The sequence below is a fragment of the Mediterranea sp. ET5 genome, assembly GCF_023337025.1.
In the GTDB taxonomy this organism is placed as follows: domain Bacteria; phylum Bacteroidota; class Bacteroidia; order Bacteroidales; family Bacteroidaceae; genus Phocaeicola_A.
In genome coordinates this window covers 1-18,834 of sequence record NZ_JAMBLN010000003.1, presented here as the reverse complement: position 1 = coordinate 18,834, position 18,834 = coordinate 1, and the positions used below count along the sequence as shown (strand labels likewise).

At 51.6% G+C, this 18,834-nt stretch carries 15 protein-coding genes and 1 pseudogene; 8 read left to right on the top strand and 8 right to left on the bottom strand.

Annotated elements, in window-relative coordinates; all coding sequences use genetic code 11:
• Positions 1-11 precede the first annotated feature (11 nt).
• From M3087_RS02940 to M3087_RS02930, 3 genes are all read right to left on the bottom strand, one after another.
• The gene (locus tag M3087_RS02940) at positions 12-236 is read right to left on the bottom strand and encodes a ferredoxin family protein (RefSeq protein WP_022384289.1); all 225 of its coding nucleotides are present in this window, start codon (positions 234-236) and stop codon (positions 12-14) included.
• Positions 237-246: 10 nt separating this feature from the next.
• A complete protein-coding gene (locus M3087_RS02935) occupies positions 247-537 on the bottom strand; it encodes a tetratricopeptide repeat protein (protein ID WP_022384290.1) in 291 nt (96 codons plus the stop codon).
• 370 nt (positions 538-907) lie between these two features.
• On the bottom strand, positions 908-2,149 hold the full coding sequence (locus M3087_RS02930; RefSeq protein ID WP_249093659.1) for a DUF4468 domain-containing protein: 1,242 nt from the start codon (positions 2,147-2,149) through the stop codon (positions 908-910).
• A 129-nt stretch (positions 2,150-2,278) separates the two neighbouring features.
• Between M3087_RS02930 and M3087_RS02925 the strand changes: the two genes are divergently transcribed.
• A complete protein-coding gene (locus M3087_RS02925) occupies positions 2,279-3,256 on the top strand; it encodes a glycosyltransferase family 2 protein (protein WP_249093657.1) in 978 nt (325 codons plus the stop codon).
• A gap of 350 nt (positions 3,257-3,606) precedes the next feature.
• Here M3087_RS02925 and M3087_RS02920 read toward each other — a convergent pair whose 3' ends face one another.
• The 5 genes from M3087_RS02920 to M3087_RS02900 all read right to left on the bottom strand — a co-directional run bounded on the left by M3087_RS02920 (position 3,607) and on the right by M3087_RS02900 (position 9,928).
• Positions 3,607-4,725: a PepSY-associated TM helix domain-containing protein gene (locus M3087_RS02920; protein WP_249093655.1), complete on the bottom strand. Its 1,119-nt coding sequence runs from the start codon at positions 4,723-4,725 to the stop codon at positions 3,607-3,609.
• Positions 4,726-4,748: 23 nt separating this feature from the next.
• On the bottom strand, positions 4,749-6,167 hold the full coding sequence (locus tag M3087_RS02915) for a DUF4374 domain-containing protein (protein ID WP_249093653.1): 1,419 nt from the start codon (positions 6,165-6,167) through the stop codon (positions 4,749-4,751).
• A gap of 40 nt (positions 6,168-6,207) precedes the next feature.
• On the bottom strand, positions 6,208-8,610 hold the full coding sequence (locus tag M3087_RS02910) for a TonB-dependent receptor (protein ID WP_249093651.1): 2,403 nt from the start codon (positions 8,608-8,610) through the stop codon (positions 6,208-6,210).
• 150 nt (positions 8,611-8,760) lie between these two features.
• Positions 8,761-9,246 (bottom strand): C40 family peptidase, encoded by a 486-nt coding sequence (locus M3087_RS02905; RefSeq protein ID WP_022384296.1) that lies wholly within the window; start codon positions 9,244-9,246, stop codon positions 8,761-8,763.
• Between the two features lie 400 nt (positions 9,247-9,646).
• Complete coding sequence (locus tag M3087_RS02900) at positions 9,647-9,928, bottom strand: YdeI/OmpD-associated family protein (RefSeq protein ID WP_249093649.1); 282 nt, start codon at positions 9,926-9,928, stop codon at positions 9,647-9,649.
• A gap of 488 nt (positions 9,929-10,416) precedes the next feature.
• Here M3087_RS02900 and M3087_RS02895 point away from each other — a divergent pair, with 488 nt between their 5' ends.
• The 7 genes and pseudogenes from M3087_RS02895 to M3087_RS02865 all read left to right on the top strand — a co-directional run.
• Positions 10,417-11,193 (top strand): carboxymuconolactone decarboxylase family protein, encoded by a 777-nt coding sequence (locus tag M3087_RS02895; RefSeq protein ID WP_249093647.1) that lies wholly within the window; start codon positions 10,417-10,419, stop codon positions 11,191-11,193.
• 250 nt (positions 11,194-11,443) lie between these two features.
• A complete protein-coding gene (locus tag M3087_RS02890; RefSeq protein WP_249093645.1) occupies positions 11,444-12,055 on the top strand; it encodes a TetR/AcrR family transcriptional regulator in 612 nt (203 codons plus the stop codon).
• A gap of 126 nt (positions 12,056-12,181) precedes the next feature.
• A complete protein-coding gene (locus tag M3087_RS02885) occupies positions 12,182-13,003 on the top strand; it encodes a class I SAM-dependent methyltransferase (protein WP_249093643.1) in 822 nt (273 codons plus the stop codon).
• A gap of 10 nt (positions 13,004-13,013) precedes the next feature.
• Complete coding sequence (locus M3087_RS02880) at positions 13,014-14,816, top strand: ABC transporter ATP-binding protein (RefSeq protein WP_249093640.1); 1,803 nt, start codon at positions 13,014-13,016, stop codon at positions 14,814-14,816.
• A gap of 18 nt (positions 14,817-14,834) precedes the next feature.
• A complete protein-coding gene (locus M3087_RS02875) occupies positions 14,835-16,565 on the top strand; it encodes an ABC transporter ATP-binding protein (RefSeq protein ID WP_249093638.1) in 1,731 nt (576 codons plus the stop codon).
• Positions 16,566-16,748: 183 nt separating this feature from the next.
• Positions 16,749-17,504, top strand: coding sequence for a hypothetical protein (locus M3087_RS02870; protein ID WP_249093636.1), 756 nt, complete (start codon positions 16,749-16,751; stop codon positions 17,502-17,504).
• Between the two features lie 446 nt (positions 17,505-17,950).
• Positions 17,951-18,796: pseudogene (locus M3087_RS02865) on the top strand (reverse transcriptase domain-containing protein); the annotation flags it as partial.
• Positions 18,797-18,834 lie beyond the last annotated feature (38 nt).

Here is an 18,834-nt window from a genome sequence, read left to right as displayed (position 1 = left end):
ATAGTTAAAATTTAGATTTTTGTTTTATATACAGAAATACACCCGTCCGGGCAGACAATGGCGCACGAAGCGCAACCTATACACTTGTCCTCCAATTGCATCGAGAACGGGTATCCTCTCTTGTTGACCTCTTTTTGGGAGAGACCTAAAATTTTCACCGGGCACGCCACCACGCACAGGCCGCATCCTTTGCAGCGTTCGGTGTCGACGACTATCGCCCCTTTAACTGTTGCCATAAAAATTACTTTATTGGTTGTACATATCCTTGTTATAGAACTCTAAGATATCCATCGCCATGGCGCGTGCCTGGACGGCAGGACTTTCGGGATTGAGTGCAATGGCCTCCAGGTAGTTGTTCAGGGCCATTTGCCAGTCTCCCAGTTTGCGGTAAGCATTGCCACGCAGGTAGTAAAGTTCGTCGGCTGCTTCCGGGGAGGGGACAGCCAGCTGTTCGTCGAGGTGGTGGATGGCTTCGTCCACTTTTCCGGCATCCAGCAACGCTTTCGCAATATTCACATTTTCGTTTGTTTTGTGCATATCAAACCTGTTTTGCTGTCACAAAGATAGTTTTTAATTTGAGAATACCTACTTTTTAGAGGTTATAAATTGTACATTCTGTTAATAATCTCAAATGGAAAGAGCTTAATATACGGCTTAATACACAACATGACAGTGTTTTAACCGGGAAGGTCGGAATGGTTGTAAATGAAACTATCATTTGTCTTTTTGTTGTTTCCTCCTGGCTCTGAAAGGTTGCTGTCGTGCCGGGAACGGCATACAAAAAGCACGAAGACACCGCGTGCAGTTTCAGGCGACAGGCTGTCCTGTCTCTCGCTGTGTCTTCGTGCTTCTCTTCCCGGTACCGTTGGCTGAGACGGTACGCGGATGTTGGAGAGTCCGGAGGGGGTTATTTCATCCAGACACCGATGATTTCACCCACGAACATTTCCGTCTGCTTGTTGGGGTATTGGGCTTTCACGGCTGCGTCGGTGACGGACGACGGGGTCAGCAGCTGGGTGGCAATCTTCTTGCACTCGATGATGAGCCATGCCTCGGCAAAAGCCTTGCTGCCCGAAGGAGTCGTGATGGGGGTCAGCTTGCTGCCGGCTACCTTGTTGCCGTCGCGTCCGGAATGGGTACCTACATATTGGATGGCATCCTGATAGGCAGGTGTATAGAATGACAGCGTGTAGGTGTCGTTCTTCTGCATGATGCCGTAGGTGTAGCGGGAGGGGTCGATGAAGCAGTAGGCGACGGGTCGGTTGAACAGGTTGCCCAGTCCGCCCCATCCGCCTGCCATGGGGTTGAAGAGTTCATCATTGCCGGCAGTGATGATGAATGCATCGCTGATGAGTTTCACGGCATTGCCGGGAATCTGGTCGGGGTTGACCTTGCGGAATCCTTCCATGCCCTGAGCAGCGGAGGCAGCCTGTGCGGGTTGTGCATTGTTGGCGACAGTCGTGACGACGGGGGTAGCAGGTGCGCTCGTGGGGACATTGACGGTCACGACCTTGTCATTGGTGGTCACACCGGAAGTGGCAGGAGCCTGCTGGGCTTTTGTCACGGCGGGAGCTGCCTGTACGGCGTTCTTGCCGATGGCATTTTCGATGTCCTTGAACAGCTGGTCCTTGAAGTCGATGGTCTTTTCACGGAACTTGCCGACGACGCGTGCCAGCTTGGTCTTCTTCTTGTTCAGTCCGAACTCGTCGGTGATGAGTTCCTCGGCACGGTAGCGCACACCTCCGTCGCGTGCCTCGTCATACCAGTAGCGGATGCGGCTCAGCTCCACGGTACATTCACCTGCAGCGCACTCCACGCGGCACTGGTAGTAGATGCGTGTACGGTCCAGCGACAGCAGGCTGGAGGAAAACACCAGATATTCTTCTCCGATGGCTCCCAATTCACCGTTGGCCTCGTTTTGGGTGATGAGCTTGTTTTGGGGGAACTGGTCCGTGGGCTGGAATTTGCCGTTTGCCCACATCAGAAGAGCCTGATAAAGTTCTTTCTGGGAGAGGGAGGGGGCTTTGAAAGTTTGACGGAAGGTCACATAGCCGTCTTCCACGGGGACAGCTCCTGCCAAATATTTGGCATCATCCTGCGCCCAAAGCAGTGAAGGGAGCAGACATAAGAGAAATAGAATCTTTTTCATAGTGTCATACATTTAAATCAGTAGCGCAAACTTATGCTTTTTTCGCTATAATTCGTCCCCCGGTATTGAATTTTTAAGAATATAGCTTACTTTTGTGCTATCGGAAACATACCTTATATAATATACACCATGCATGAATCAAAATTGATTATAGTGGTCCCTTGCTACAACGAGCAGGAGATGCTGGACTACACGACCGATGAACTGCTGAAAGTCATAGACCGCCTGCGGCAGGACGGGAAAATCGGGACCGGAAAGATTCTGTACGTCGATGACGGCAGCAAGGATGCCACCTGGAGCATCATCGAGCGTCTGACCCGTCGGCATGAGGCTGTCTGCGGACTGAAGCTGGCTCACAACGTGGGGCACCAGAATGCGCTGTGGGCAGGACTGGAATGGGCGTCGCTTAATGGTGACGTGTCGATTTCCATCGACGCCGACCTGCAGGATGACACGCATGCCATCGACGAAATGGTGGATTGGTACAATCAAGGGACGGACATCGTCTACGGGGTGCGCAAGGACCGGCAGACCGACTCCGTCTTCAAGCGGCAGACCGCACTGATGTTCTACCGGCTGGTACGTAACCTGGGCGAGGAAATCATCTACAACCATGCGGACTTCCGTCTGATGAGCCGACGGGCGTTGAAGGCACTCATGACCTATCCCGAGCGCAACATCTTCCTGCGCGGCATGGTACCCCGCATCGGACTCTCGACGGCGTGTGTCTACTATGACCGTAAGGAGCGCATGGCGGGCGAGTCGAAATATCCCTTCTCGAAAATGTTTGCCCTGGCGATGGACGGCATCACGTCGTTCTCGGTCCGTCCGTTGCAGTGGATTTACATTGCCGGGTTCATCATGGTCTTCCTTGCCTTGGTTGCCATCACCTATTGCCTGAGTGTCTATCAGTTCAGCGAGGTCGTATGGGGATGGACGTCCATACTGATATCCATCTGGTTCATCGGTGGCGCCACGTTGGTCTCCATAGGCATTATCGGTGAGTATGTCGGCAAAATCTATCGGGAGGTGAAGCGCCGTCCCCGCTACTTTGTCGAGAAGATTGTCGACGGGGAGGAAGAACAACAGATGGGGCGCGACTTTTGAGGAACAAGGATTCGTATCCGGAAATACAAAATGCAGGAGGGTGTATCGCGATGAGCGATGCACCCTTCTGCATATAATAAAGGTATGCTTCTTGACACACCTTCCTCCGTACATTTGCGTTTGACCTGACAAACACAAGTCTTCGACCGGGCAAACACAAGCGTTTGACCTGACAAACTAATTAGTTTGATAGACCAAAGTATTATACTTTGGCTGCCTAAGTATAATACTTTGGTGGTCTAAGTATTATACTTTGCTCTATTAAACTACTATGTTTACCAGGTCAAACGCTTGTGTTTAGTGAGTCGAACCCTTGTGTTTGGCAAATCAATCACTTGTGTCCCCTTCCGTCAGGCATGATGCGCCTTCTTCGGGAACACGCGGCGGAACCACAGGTAGTAGCCGGTGATGGGCAGTGCGGAGGCGAACAGGGCTGCCAGGCAATAGAGAATGCGCGTCAGCCAGCCACCCCAGGTGCCGGTATGCACGGCATAGATTTGACCCCTGATTTTTGCGGAGGCAGGCAGGTCGGCATACGGCGTGAAGGTCGTCAGCTTGCCCGTGGAGGGGTCGAACTCATAGCGGTCGCCGCCCATCGTGTTGCCGAACCGGTTGAGAACGACGGTGGCTGTACGGTTGGCATTGATGCTGATTTGTCGGTTCTCCGGATTCCGGGTTGCCAGTTCCTCATAGACCGTCTGCCAGGCAGCGTAGGTCTCTGCCCGGTCCCGTCCTTTCTGCTTTCCAGCGGAAGCCGACGGTCCGTGTCCGCTGCCTTGCGGACTGCTTGCCCCGAAGAGGGTATGGGAGCCGTCGCGATACCAGTCGAACGACCAGGTCAGTCCGGTGAGTGTCATGCAGAGCAGCAGCAGGCAGGTGTAGACTCCCACGGCGACATGGAAGCTGTAGCAGAACCGGCGCAACCCGTGTGCTGGGGTCACCTTCAGGCTGTTGCGCAATGCCTTCTTCGTGCGGGGCCACCACATGAGGATGCCCGAAAGGATGACGAAGACGAAAGCCAGCGTGGCGGTTCCCACAATGACCTTCCCCCAGTAGATGCCGCCATTGTCGGGACGACTGCCCAGCAGCCAGCGGTGCAACTTGAACATGGTGAAGAAGAAGGGGATGCGCTTGTAGGCTCCCTTCACCTCGCCGGTGTAGGGGTCGACGAAGACCGATGCATGATGAGGCTTGGACAAGTTCACCTGGTAGGTGCGGGCAGGGTCGGGATAGACGGTGATGCCCGTCACCTTGACCTCATCGGGGAGGGTAGAGGCTACCTTCGCCGCGATGTCACCAACCGGCATCCGGTGGTCACCCACGGCTTTCACCCGGTAGAGGTCGGCATACATCCATTGGGTGAATTCCTTTTCGAAGGCAAGGACTGCCCCCGAGAAGCACACCAGCGTCAGGATGATGCCGAAGGGGAGGGCGAGCCACAGATGGAGTTTCTTTGCAACTTTTTTCATGAGGAATGGGATTCAGAGGTTCGTCAGTCGCCCAGCTTGCCTACACCGTCGAGTGAGGTCGCTTCCACGACGAGACCCTTGGTGGCCTTGGCGGATGCCGGGGTAATCTTGTAGATGGCAAGGTGGCTGCTTGCCGTGGTCACGCCGATGTAGGCATTGCCGTTCTCCATGTAGGGGATGCTGCTGAAGCCGGTGATGTCCTCGGGCAGACCATCGACGTACGCCAGATTGCCGTTGGAGACGTTGAACACGGCGAGCCGGTTGCCTACAGGCTTGGATTCGGTCAGCGGACGGTCGTACATCAGCATGAGGAAGTAGTTGCCGCCGATGTACCATGTGCGGAGGAAGGAGAGACCGCCGGTCTTCTCTTCGATGTTGTAGTAGTAGTTCCGGTCAAACTCTTCCGCTTTCGTGTCGATGCGCACCACGCCTGCCGGCAGGGTGGTCTGCTGACGCTTGTCTGTCATGGCCTTGGCATAGCTCGGCGAGAACACATAGACGTAGCCGTCGTCGGCAGCCCATGTCATCTGGTAGTACTGCGACTTGAATCGTCCTGCAGCATAACTGATTTTGTCGGTCTTGATGTTCTTGTGTTGGGTCAATGTCTCGTCGGTGAAGATGGACACCCAGCATTCGTTGGGGTATTGTGTCCATTGCAGCTCGTCCTTCTTGTAGGAGCTGCTGCCCTGTCCGCCGGCTTCCTTCTTGATGAGGTCTTCGTTGCCGGGGAGCACCCACTTGTAGCTGCCGTCCGCGTTCTTCTGCATGCAGCTGTACTGGCTCAGTCCCATCGGGACGGCTGCCGCATAGAGCTTCTTGCCCACCTGTTGCAGACCGGCGAGTGTGACGAACTCACCGTTGCCCAGGAAGTTCTCGGCGAGGAACGGGGTGGAGGCATTCACCTTGTTCGACGTGTAAGTCTGTTTCTCCACATCGAGGTAGGAGATGAGGAACGATTTGGGCAGATAGCCGTTGGCGTCAGCCAGCTCCTTCGGGCCGTTGCCGCTGGAGGTCGTCATGATGTAGCCGTCATAGAATCCGTAAGTGGTGAAGCGGTTGACGTTGTACTCCTGGGTACGCTTGGTGATGTTGTGGTCGCCATCCATCACAAACGACTGGGTTGTCCCGGCGTTGCCCTGGTGGTAGTTGAGCGCATAGAGGTATTTGTTCCCGTGGAACAGCCAGTAGGTGGCACCCTCGTTCACCAGTCCGTTGCCGACGGGGGAGACCGTGCCGCTTTCCAGCGATTCGACGGGCAGCAACAGGTGCGCTTCCGTTCCGGCAGAAGGTTTCACGGTCGCAGCAATCACATAGGAACCCTTCAGGTTCTTGTCCGGAGTCTTGCTGTCGTCGATGGGGTTATCGTCCGAGCAGGCAGTCAGTGTCATACCACCGGCAACCAAGGTTGCAAGGATGCCGGTCAACAAATAGTTCTTATTCATAATTAAGGGATATTTTAGGGGTTGTGAGAATCAAGTTCGTTTATCCGCCGAAGCTGACGCGTATCTTGCCGTAGAAGGCGCGTCCCGCCTTTTGCAGGCTGAAGTTGTCATAAAGCTTCTCGTCGGTCAGGTTGCGGCACTCGAACGAGAAGTTGTAGCGTCCGCCTTTCAGGCTGTAGCTCACCAGCAGGTTGTGGGCAAACTGGTTGGGGACATAGAAGTCGTTGGTACTGCCGAATATCTCCGGATAGTAGGAGAAGCGGTGCGTGTACTGGCTGTCGTAGGTCAATGTCAGCAGGTTGTCCTTGCCGCCCAGCTTGTGCCAGTAGAAGGTCACGTCGTAGTCGGCGAACCGGTAGGGCACGTTGGAGATACGCGCCTTGTAGCCCAGGTTCTCCACGGCGTGTCCCGTGCTGCCGATCTGGTATTTCTCGTTGTCGCGGACGTCCATCTGCGTGAAGTTGCCCCCGACGCTTAGCAGGTGCTTGAAGGCATAGCGCACCGAGAGGTTGTAGCCCTTGGTCAGCACTCGGCCGTAGTTGGTGTAGGTGGCATTCTCGCGTCCGCCGCTCAGGTCCTGCACGTTGCGTTGGATGTAGTCTCTGGTGTCGCGGTAAATCAGGCTGCCTTCCGCGTAGACAGAGTGGTCGTCCAGCTTGGCGGAATAGCTGAGGTTCAGGTTGAGGTTGTTGCTGTTCTCCGGACGGATGCCGATGTCTCCGCTCTCCAGGTCCTCGTCGCCGAACATCTCTTCAATGGTCGGCAGGCGGTAGGCTTTCTCGTAGGAGAGCTTCACCTGCAACTCCGGCAGGATGAAGTAGGTGCCGGCAGCTCCGTATCCCCAGGAGTCGACCTTGCGGCTGGTCCGTTCATAGTTGCTCCCGGTGCTGGTGGTCGCCATCGGTCCGGCGACGTACTGGCGGTAGTACTTGCCGAACACCGACACGTTCCAGTGCTCCGAGGGCATCAGGCGGTAGGAGAGTCCGGTGATGTTCTTCCGTGTCTCTTTGGCGATGGCGTCGGTCTGCTCTTTGGCAGCGAGGAGCGAGGTGTTCTCCCGACGGAAGGCATTGAACACGTGGTTGAAGGTGAAGGCATGTGCCTGCCCGATGTGGTAGTTGGCGGTGAGCGTACCGTTCCAGTTGTCGTTGTCCGAGCGGGTCCGTTGGTACGACTGTTCACCCGGTGAGTTCAGTTCCTGCCGTTCGCCCAGCCAGTTGTACTGGTAGCGTGCGGTGTCTACGTTGGTGGTCGCGTTGCGGTTGTAGTTCGCGGTCAGCACCACGTTGAGCCCTTTGGTCAGGAGGTTGCGCTTGCTGTATTCGAGAGACGGCATCAGGGAGTGTCCGTGGCGGTGCTTCTCCCCGAAGACGGTCTTCTGACGGACGCCCGTCTGTATCTCCTTGTACATGTGTGAATAGGTGAAGCCCACCATCAGCCGGTCTGCCCACGGCTTGCCGGTGATGCCTGCCTTTGCCACGACAGCCTCGTTGTGGTAGTTGTCATGGAAGCGGCGGACACGCACCTTCTCCGCATCGTTGAAGCTGCCCGTCTCAAAGTTCTTGATGGGAGCGTCCACGTGGTAGTCGTTGTCCGAATAGTTCTGGAAGGCATTGACCTCGTAGGTGAAGCCGTTCTTCAGGGCTTGACCGAAGTGGACGAACGACTTGTGCGTGTTGAAGGAACCGTAAGAGTAGGAAGCGTCGAGGAACCAGCGTCGCGGCTGTTTCTCCGTCACGATGTTGATGACGCCGCCCAGTGCGTCCGTTCCAAAGCCGACGGGGACGACACCCTTGTAGATTTCAATGCGTTTGGCGAAGCTGACGGGGATGTTGTTCAGTCCGAATGAGCTGCCCACCCCCTCCTGGGGCACGCCGTCGATGAACACCTTGACATGCTTTCCGCTGAAGCCGTCGAGCATCAGTTGCATGTCCGAGCCTACGCCTCCGCTCTCGCGCAGTTTCACGCCGGGTGCAGTGGCGAGCGCATCGCTCAGGTTCTTGGTCGTGTTCTGCATGTCGCGCGTATCGATGGCGATGGCGTTGTAGGCGGAACGTTGTACCCGGCTGACGCCTGTGGCGGTCACTGTCACGGCATTCAGCTCTTTCGTGTCGGGGCGGAGGGTGAAGTCGAGCGTACGCCGTTCGTGGCGGTTGAGCGTTATTTTCCGCTGCACACCTTTATATCCCATGGCGGTGACGACGAGGGTATATTCGCCCTCCGGAGCCGAGAACCGGTAACGGCCCTTCTCGTCCGTCTGGGCACCGAAGGAAGTTCCTTTCAGGTGGATGGTGGCAAAGTCGATGATTTCATTATCGGAAGAGACGACCCGTCCGCTGATGAGGATGCGTCCGTGATGGTCGCCGTGGCGCTGTGCATGCGCCGGGGAGATGCCGGTGAGGCATATCAGTAAAGAGACTAGTGCAAGGTATAACTTCATCATGATCTGTGTAGTGTGGTTTTTGTGCTGCAAAGGTACGCACAGTGCTCTTATGCATACAATCGCAAGAAATAGGTAAATTCCCATTTCTTAAACACAGACCAGTCCGTACAGTCAATACCTACTAATCGTGGTTTCTTGGAAAAATGTGGGTTAGCTCAGTACCCGGCAAGCGCCGACGTAGCGCTTCAGGTAGTAGGGTTCGCTGGAGGAGGAGATACGTACGCCGGTGCGGCTGGCGTGGATGAAGGAGAAGTCGCCCGTCTCGTGGTTCACCTGTGTCACGATGCCCACATGACCGATGTTGCTGCCCACGCGTGAGCCGCAGAAGAACACCAGGTCCCCCTTGCGCAACTCCCGGCAGTCGTCGATTTGTGTCCCTTCCAGGAACTGGGAACGGGAGGAGCGGGTCAGTGAGATGTTTTCTTTCTGGAATACATAAGTGGTGAAACCGGAACAGTCGAACCCTATTTTGGGATTCATGCGCCCGCTGCGGTAGGGGACGCCGATATACTTCATGGCGCGGTTGACAATGTCTTTGCCCGTCACCGTGGTGGAGTCAGTCGGGAGGACTTGTGCCGAAGTCGTGTGCACAAGAATAATCAATACGAGGGTCAGTAGGTTCCGAAAAAGTTTCATAAGGCTGCTTACCAGAGTGTGATTAAGGTTATGATTTCGATTTACGAGGACCGAAGTTAAGTAAAATCGTTTTTCACTCCGTTCCTCGTTTGTTTCTTTTTCGAAAGGACGGCGGATTTTAAGGTTTGTTCGTAAAAAAGAGGGTGGGGTGGAGCATGGTCAGATAAATATCAAGTGGTGGAAGTAACAGAAGGCCGCCAAGTGTGACATACATGCTGGAAACGCCGTTTCTAGCATCAAAATGTCCGACGGGGAGCTGGAAACGCCGTTTCTAGCATCAAAAAGTTCGACGGGGAGCTGGAAACGCCGTTTCTAGCATCAAAAAGTTCGACGGGAAGCTGGATACGACGTTTCCTGCATCAAATAGTTCGAAAAGAAGCTGGATACGACGTTTCTAGCATCAAAAAGTTCGATGGGAAGCTGGAAACGACGTTTCTAGCATCAAAAAGTTCGACGGGAAGCTGGAAACGCCGTCCAGCCGTTTCAAAGTGCTGTCAATCCAGCCGAAGCACATCGCTTCTTCCACTGCGTCGATGTACCAGAATGTTCCGTCGTCCACAGGACGTCCGCGTTTGACTTTCACCCAGCACTCCCTTGCAGTGGCATGATGCGTCATGAGCCATTGGCGAAATTCATCGCGGCTTTGTATGGACAATATATTTTGCGGTTTACTGATACTCATATTTTTTACCGGTTGTTTCGTTTGCAAAGATAGGAAAATCGGGAAGCAGGGCAAGATGCTCCATTGTGGTGTATTTATGGCAACACGCACTTTCCGATGTCGGACTTGAATAATGCGGAGGTGGCTGAACGGATGTACGATTGGTTGCGGAAAAAGGATTTGGACTGATATTTCTGTAAAATTGGTACAAACGCAGAGGATATGTTTATCCTGCCATAGCTTGAATGGCTGTATTTTAGCAACAGGAAACAAGATAGAACGATTTATATAAATGTATGATAATATGGAAACAGTAAGATTGCACAACGGTGTGGAAACACCATCCGCAAAAGCGGCATCTCCCGCGAGGTATTGGACGGAGGCAAGAGCCTTTTCTTCTCACATTATTGATACTGTAAACTTTTTACTCACATTCAAAACAAATTGACTATATGAAAAAGATTCTGTTTTTATTACTAGCAATATCAATGACAAATATTCAAGGAATTATGGCACAAGAAAAGATTACACAGACTGCCGGACGCATGCAGTTGGGAGAATTTGCTCCAAAATTCGCTGAACTTAACGATGACGTTCTTTTCGGAGAAGCGGTATGGAACGATTCCACGCTTTCGCTCCACGACCACAGCATGGTGACTATCTCTATCCTTCTCGGCAAGGGGATGGTTGACTCCTCTTTCCGCTCGCACCTTGAAATGGGCAAGAAGCATGGCATCACCCGCAAGGAAATAGCGGCGTTGCTGACACAGGCCGCTTTCTATGCCGGATGGCCAAACGCATGGGCCGGATTCCGTGTGGCAAAGGAGGTCTGGGCGGATGACGATGCGGCTACTGAGAAGGAACGCTTCCAACAGCAGATGATTTTCCCCATCGGCGAACCGAATACCGCATACGCCAAATATTTCATCGGCAACAGCTATCTGGCTCCGATATCCAAGGAGCAGGTACCGTTCAACAATGTCACTTTCGAGCCGGGCTGTCGCAACAACTGGCACATTCACCATGCGACCAAAGGCGGCGGACAGATGCTGGTCTGTGTGGCAGGCAGGGGCTGGTATCAGGAAGAAGGCAAGCCTGCCGTACAGATGCTTCCGGGTGATGTCATTCATATCCCGGCGAATGTGAAGCACTGGCATGGTGCGGCAGCAGACAGCTGGTTTGCGCATCTTGCCTTTGAGATTCCGGGAGAAAATGCATCCAACGAATGGCTGGAGCCCGTGACAGATGAAGAATATGGCAAACTGTTTCAGACTTCGGCTGATTGATTTCATAAGTAAATACAAGGATAGCATAGTGGTTATCACGCTATAGCGTGGGCTGCTATTAATACTCATTGTAATTTGATACCGCAAAGTTCCCGTCTAAAACGAAATCATATTAATAATTTGCACCATTACATAGCTTATAGATATCTTGTTATCCGAGTATTATTAAATCCCTAAAAATGGGTATTGCCCGACAATTTCAAGCCTTGTACCTTTGCAAAAAATTAAAAACAGACATTGTTTGTTATAAATGCAAGTGCTGAAAGAGGACATACGAGGACGAATATTAAAGGTTGCCAGACAACAATTCGAGCGGAAAGGCTATTCCAAAAGTTCCATGCGTGAAATAGCGGAATTGGCAGGGGTTGGTGTCGGAAACATCTACAACTACTTCACGAACAAAGATGAATTATTCCATGAAGTAGTCCGTCCTGTCTTGTGCGCTTTGGAAGCCATGCTGCAAGAACACCACGGCATACGAGGCGAGGACATTATGATGATGCGGTCGGAGAAATACCTGAAATCCTGCATAGACGAATATGTTTCGCTGATTGACAAGCACCGCGCGCTGATGGGAATCCTGTTGTTCCGTGCGCAAGGTTCTTCGTTGGAACGCTTCCGCGAGAATTATACTGACCGTTCTACGGAATTGGTCAAGGCGTGGTTCGCGTCCATGCAGCAAAAGCATCCCGAAATCAATACGGCGGTGTCCGATTTCATCATCCATCTGCATACGGTATGGATGTTTACGATGTTCGAGGAACTGCTGATGCACTCCGTACCTCGGCAGGAAATGGAGGCTATTCTGCACGATTACATACTGTTTGAAATTCAAGGTTGGAGGGCAATTATCAAAATATGAGATACAAGCAACGCACATACAGACAATCAACCGCATCAGGACGGCTGGCAGGGAGGAAATCTTCACGGAGGTTTCCTCCTTTTTTTATGAACAAATCTGAATATCGTTCACTAATAGAATAAAGACATGAAACAGAAACACGAGTTTAAGAGCATTGTGGCGGAAACACTGCTTATTCCGTTATACATGAGAGCCAAAGAAAGCCGCCGGGATAATCCCATCCTGTATGACAAGGCTGCGGAGCGGTTGGCGGACAGTCTGGAATACGATTACTCCCAATTTGACGGGGCAAAACTGAGCGAAGTGGGATGTGTGGTGCGCGGATGGTATTTCGACCGTGCCGTGCGGCGGTTTATCGAAGCGCATCCCCATCCGGTCGTGGTCAATGTAGGCTGCGGACTGGACACCCGTTTCCAGCGTATTGGTGACCGGAAAGCGGTCTTTTATGATTTGGACTTGCCGGAGGTCATCGCTTTGCGCCGAGAGTTGATACCCGAACAACAGGGAAATGCCTATATCGCGGCATCCTTACTGGAAACTGATTGGATGGACGACCTGCAACGGGAACATCCCGATGCGCAATTCATTTTCATCGTGGAAGGTGTGCTGATGTATTTTTATGAGAAACAAGTGAGAGCCTTCCTGCACCACGTAGCGAGCCGTTTCGGGGGAGGCGAACTATGGTTTGACGTGTGCGGCACGATGATGAGCCGACACGGAGTAAAGCCCGATTCTCTTCGCAAACACGAGGCTCAAATCCGTTCAGGGCTGAGTGACGGGCATTTAGTGGAACAATGGGAACCGGCTTTGCGGCTTATCGAGCAAGCCAACTATATGAAGTTCTTCCGTCCGCGCTGGGGCTTTTTCTTCGGGCAGATATTGGGGAGGATGACTCGGCTGTGCTACAAGTTCAGTTCGTTGCTGGGGTATAAAATCATTTCAAAATAACGCAATAACAATGGAGAAGTCAAAAAAGAAAGAAGGTTTGTCCCGACTGTTCGAGATAGCGGGGCAAAGGAAAGGTCTGCTCATATTAGCAGGTCTGCTGTCCGCCGGAAGTGCGGTATGTATGCTTGTGCCTTATTGGGCTGTTTATGAAATCTTAAAAGAGTTGTTATCTCATGGCGTAAACCCTGCCGCTTCGGACGGAACGTATATGATGCGCTGGGGATGGATAGCGTTTGGAGGGCTTGTTGGCGGACTGATATTGCTCTATGCTGCTCTGATGTCCTCCCATGTGGCGGCATTCCGTATTCTGTACGGGTTGCGCATCCGTTTGTCCGAGCATATCGGCAAGTTACCTTTGGGATATCTGAACAACACTTCCACGGGAGCCATTAAGAAAACGATGGACCAGAACATCGAAAAGATTGAAGGCTTCATCGCCCATACCATCCCGGATTTGGTCAATGTCGTGGCAACAGTGGCGGTGATGCTGGTCATCTTTTTCTCTTTGGATGTATGGCTGACGGTGGTCTGTCTGGCGGTTGTGGTGCTTAGCCTCTTCCTGCAATTCTCCAATTTCATGGGAAAACGGGCAAGAGAGTTCATGTCCATCTATTACGATGCACAGGAAAAAATGAGCGCATCCTCCGTGCAATATGTGCGTGGAATGCCTGTCGTCAAGATTTTCGGGCAAAGTGTCCGTTCGTTCCGTCAGTTCAACGCCGAGATACAAGCATACAAGACATTCGCCTTGAAGTGCTGTGACACTTATCAGAACGGGATGATCGCATTTACCGTCTTGCTCAATTCGATGGTGACATTCATCCTCCCGATGGGCATCCTGCTGTTGCAAGCCAGTCCGCAATCACTCTCATTGGCAGTGGTGTGGCTGTTTTTTATCATCATGGGGCCGGGTATGGCTTCTCCCGTTTACAAACTGACCTTTTTAGGAGGGAATACGCGCGAAATTAACGAAGGGGTGAACCGCATTGACCGCATATTGGAAAAGAAGCCTGTGCCGGAGCCGGAACATCCGCAAGTGCCGACCGCTTACGATGTGGAATTTCGTCATGTGTCATTTTCCTACGAAAACACGGAACAGGGAACACGTACGGAAGCCTTGCGTGATGTCAGCTTTGTCGCGCCACAAGGAAAGATAACCGCTCTCGTAGGTCCGTCTGGAAGCGGCAAATCAACGGTTGCCAACCTGATACCTCGGTTTTGGGATGTGGAGCAAGGGGAAATCTGCATAGGTGGTGTGGATATACGCCGGATAGCTACCGCAAAACTGATGGACATGGTTTCATTCGTGTTTCAAGACACTTTCCTTTTCTACGATACGCTGTATGAGAACATTGCCGTCGGCTCTCCTGATGCCACAAAAGAAAAAGTGATAGCCGCCGCAAAAGCTGCCCAATGCCACGACTTCATAGAGTGTCTGCCGCAAGGCTACGAAACACGGATTGGCGACAAAGGCGTCTTTCTGTCCGGCGGCGAAGCCCAACGGATATGTGTGGCTCGTGCCATATTGAAGAATGCGCCGATACTGGTACTGGACGAAGCGACTGCCTTTGCCGACCCTGAAAACGAGCATAAAATGCAGATGGCTTTGCAGTCACTGATAAAGGACAAGACGGTCATCGTGATTGCCCATCGTCTTTCTTCCGTTATTTCCGCGCATCAGATTGTCGTGATGAAAGAGGGACGTATCGTGCAATGCGGAAAGCATGAACAACTGTCCGTGACCGAGGGCGTATATAAGAATATGTGGGATGCCTATACGAGCGCATACCATTGGACGTTGAACAAAAATTAAATAAAAGGAGAACTGTATATGAATGCAATCAAAAACATTACAATAGGACATACCGAACGGCTTTACAAGCCTGTGGGTTACACCATGCTTGCCAATTTGGTCAATATCGTTCCGTTTTGCCTTTCCATAGAGGCGATACGCATCATTTTCAATGCGTTTGACGGAAGTGGACAGCCGCTCGACACGACCCGTCTTTGGTGGATATTCGGCGTTATGGTTGTGTATATGCTGGTCATGGCTTTGGCGGAAAGGGCAGCTTATCGCGCCAATTTCCGGGGAGCTTACGAGATGAGCGCTTCGGGACGTTTGTCGTTGGCGGAACACCTGCGAAAACTTTCATTAGGCTTTCTGTCAAGGCGTGACCCCGGCGATTTGTCCTCCATGCTTATTACGGACTTCATGATGGCAGAAACCGGCATCTCGCATCACCTGCCCCAACTGATGGGTGCGGTAGTGATGCCCGTATTGGCTTTTGCTTCCTTGATATGGATAGACTGGCGGATGGCGGTCAGCATGTTTGCCGCGTTGCCACTTGCTTTGCTCGTCCTGTGGGCAAGTACAAAGGCGCAACGGAAGCTGAGCGGCAGACAAATCCAGGCGAAGATAAACGCGGGAAACCGGTTGGAGGAATACTTGCAGGGCATCCGGGTGATGAAAGCCTACAATCTGTTGGGCGACCGTTTCGTCCGGCTGCGCGATGCCTTTGCCGAACTTCGCCGTGCCTGCATCCGTCAGGAAGCCCTGTTAGGGCCATTCGTCCTGTTGAGCATCACGTTGGTACGTGCAGGGCTGACGATGATGGTGCTGTGCGGAACATACCTGCTGTTGGGAGGCCAACTTTCCATACTTGTGTTCGTGCTGTTTCTCGTAGTCGGTTCCCGTGTGTTCGACCCATTGACTTCCGCCCTGACCAATTTCACAGAGTTCCGATACTTTTCCATTGCAGGAGGACGTATTCTTTCCTTAATGAACGAGCCGGAAATGAAAGGTGAACGGCAATCCCCAACGGCAGGAGACATCCGGTTTGAGCACGTATCGTTTGCCTATCAGGACAAGGAAGTGCTGCACGACATAACCGTCACGCTCCCCCAAAACTCCTTGACAGCTCTTGTTGGCCCTTCGGGAAGCGGGAAAAGCACGGTGATGAAACTTTGCGCCCGTTTCTACGACCCGCAGCAGGGACGCATCTTCTTTGGCGGTATGCCGATGGACGAAATAGCCCCCGAAAGTCTGATGAGCCACATCTCTATGGTGTTCCAAGATGTCTATCTGTTTCAAGACACTATACGCAACAACATTCGTTTCGGCAAGACGGATGCAACAGACGAGGAAATTATTGCCGCCGCCAAGAAAGCCTGTTGCCACGACTTCATCATGCGCTTGCCGCAAGGCTACGACACGATGGTGGGCGAAGGAGGCTGTACCTTGTCCGGAGGCGAGAAACAGCGCATATCCATCGCCCGCGCCATACTGAAAGACGCGCCTGTTATCCTATTGGACGAAGCGACCGCCTCGCTCGACCCAGAAAATGAAGTAGAAGTGCAGAAAGCCATCGACTCTTTGATTAAAGGACGCACCGTCATTGCCATTGCCCACAGGCTCAAAACAATCAAGGATGCCGACCGGATAATCGTCTTGGACAACGGGCGGATAAAGGAAGAAGGCACACACGATGGGCTTGTCAAAAAGGACGGACTTTATGCTCATTTGTGGAATATACAGGAAAGTATTTCCGGGTGGAAACTGTAGATAAAGATGTGTTAAATTGCAAACTTCGTTACCATCACTTCTGTATTGAATGTGCGGTGGCATTGGCTTACTGTATGAAGTCAGCATTATAATTGTCAGAAAATCTGAAAAGGAAACAATCACAATAGTATAAACATTTAATCAATTTCAAAATGAACAGGTCAGAAAACTGTATTCTCTCTTTTGGGAAGAGATTTGCATCATCGGCACATCACTGCCGAACAGGATGTAAGGAATGAACTTTTTGCATTACTCGCTTCTGCGAGAGAAACTTATCTCCAGGATGTCATTGACTGCGGCAAACCTTATCGCCGCTTCGTGGACGACTTCATCAACAGTCACCGGTATATAGACTGTGACAATGTGGTCTGCCGGAACTGCCACGCAATGAACCTTCACATTGCCAAGGTCCTTCTGACCGACCTGGCTGAACGCACCCGCTTTTTATTCGTGGCGGACACCTTTTCATTCGAGAACTGCATGGAACTGAAAAGGATGTATGACATTTCAGACCCCGGCTCTCCCGCCGACCGGGATGAAACCGGCTTTTCCCTGAATGCTCCACCCATTTCTTTTGGCTGTGATTTGACCAAAGAACAGATGACAGGTATCGTGGCTTGCGCCAATACTTATCATCTGTTTTGCGTTTCTACAGTCCGCATGGAGGATATGGAAGCTCTTTTTGCTTGCAAGAGGGGATTTCAAATCCGGGTGAACAACATCCGCCATGTGGCCGTACTCTTCGATGCCCTTCTTGAGAGGTCATACATACAGGCGCACTGGCAGTCTGTTCTCGCTCGCGGAGGGTTCCTGCTGTCGAAAGACGGGAAACGTACCGTCTCGGCTACCAGTCTGTCATCGGCTTTGTCTGCGACAAGAAATAAAATGACCTCGGTGGCATACGGCATCCGAAAAGCCGTGAGCGAACTGGATGAATGAAAGAAACTGCCAAGAAACCAAACATGTGAAAAGTAAAAGCGTGAGAGTTGCCATGACACTTGCTTAGTGTCATTGTCTCTCGTCCGGATATAGCGGACACATCGCATAACTTTGGCCTCCGTCAGCGCAATGCTCGACGGAGGCTTGCTTTGTATGCTCGGCATGAGTATTAGCTAACGGGTGCAAGTCCCCAATGAGCCCTAATAGCGGGAATCATACAGCCAATAGCAAGGGTGTCCATCGCGAGTTGGAATCTGAAAGAAGCTGGCGGCAAACATCTGGTCTGACGAACAGAAACTTCATATAAGGCATATAACCGTGGGTAAGGTTGCAAAGCCAACCAAAGCCCTATAGCTATTCGGAACGGTTGATGTAAATGAAGCAGACATAAGACTGAAAGTTAATACCCTTATCCGAGGAGGTCTCACGGACGCATGAGAATAGTGAAAATCTTCGATACAGTATGCCACAGTCGTCTGATAGAAATACTGAGCCGTACAATAAAGGATGGAAGAGTGGTGAGTCTTATACACAAATATCTCCGCAGCGGAATCCTGAATCATGCTATGTTTGATGCGAGCAACGAAGGCACTCCTCAAGGTGGTCCATTAAGTCCCCTGTTAAGTAATATCATGCTTAATGAACTCGACAAGGAACTAACCCGAAGAGGTCATCTTTTTGTTCGGTATGCTGATGATTCAATGATATTCTGCCGAAGTAAAAGTGCGGCGAAACAGACCAAGGAATCCATTACCCGATTCATAGAGGGTAAACTTCATCTTAGAGTAAACAAGGAAGAGACAACAGTCTCATATGTCAAAGGTGTCAAATACTTAGGTTATTCCTTTTATAACTCCAAAGGTAAATTTGAATTATACGTCCATCCCAAATCCAAAGCGAGGATGAAGTCCCGTTTGAAAGAACTGACAGGTCGTAGCAACGGAATGGGTTATGAACGTAGGAAACAAAAACTCAAGGAGTACATAAGAGGGTGGATAGGATATTACCACCTTGCCAACATGAAACGTCTTCTCCTTGAAACAGACGAATGGTTACGACGTCGCATACGAATGTGTATATGGAAATCTTGGAAAAACCCAAAGACGAGAATATCAAATCTGATTCGATGTGGAATCCCTAAGAGGAAAGCCTATGAATGGGGTTATACTCGACTGGGGTACTGGCGTATTGCTGACAGTTGGATAACACACAGTTCTATGACTAACGAACGACTAAAAATTGCCGGGTATCCAACCCTTTATGAGGAGTATCTCAAATGGTATCCTAAATAACGTGAGTTCGATATAAGAGCTTAAATTAGTTGTTTGAG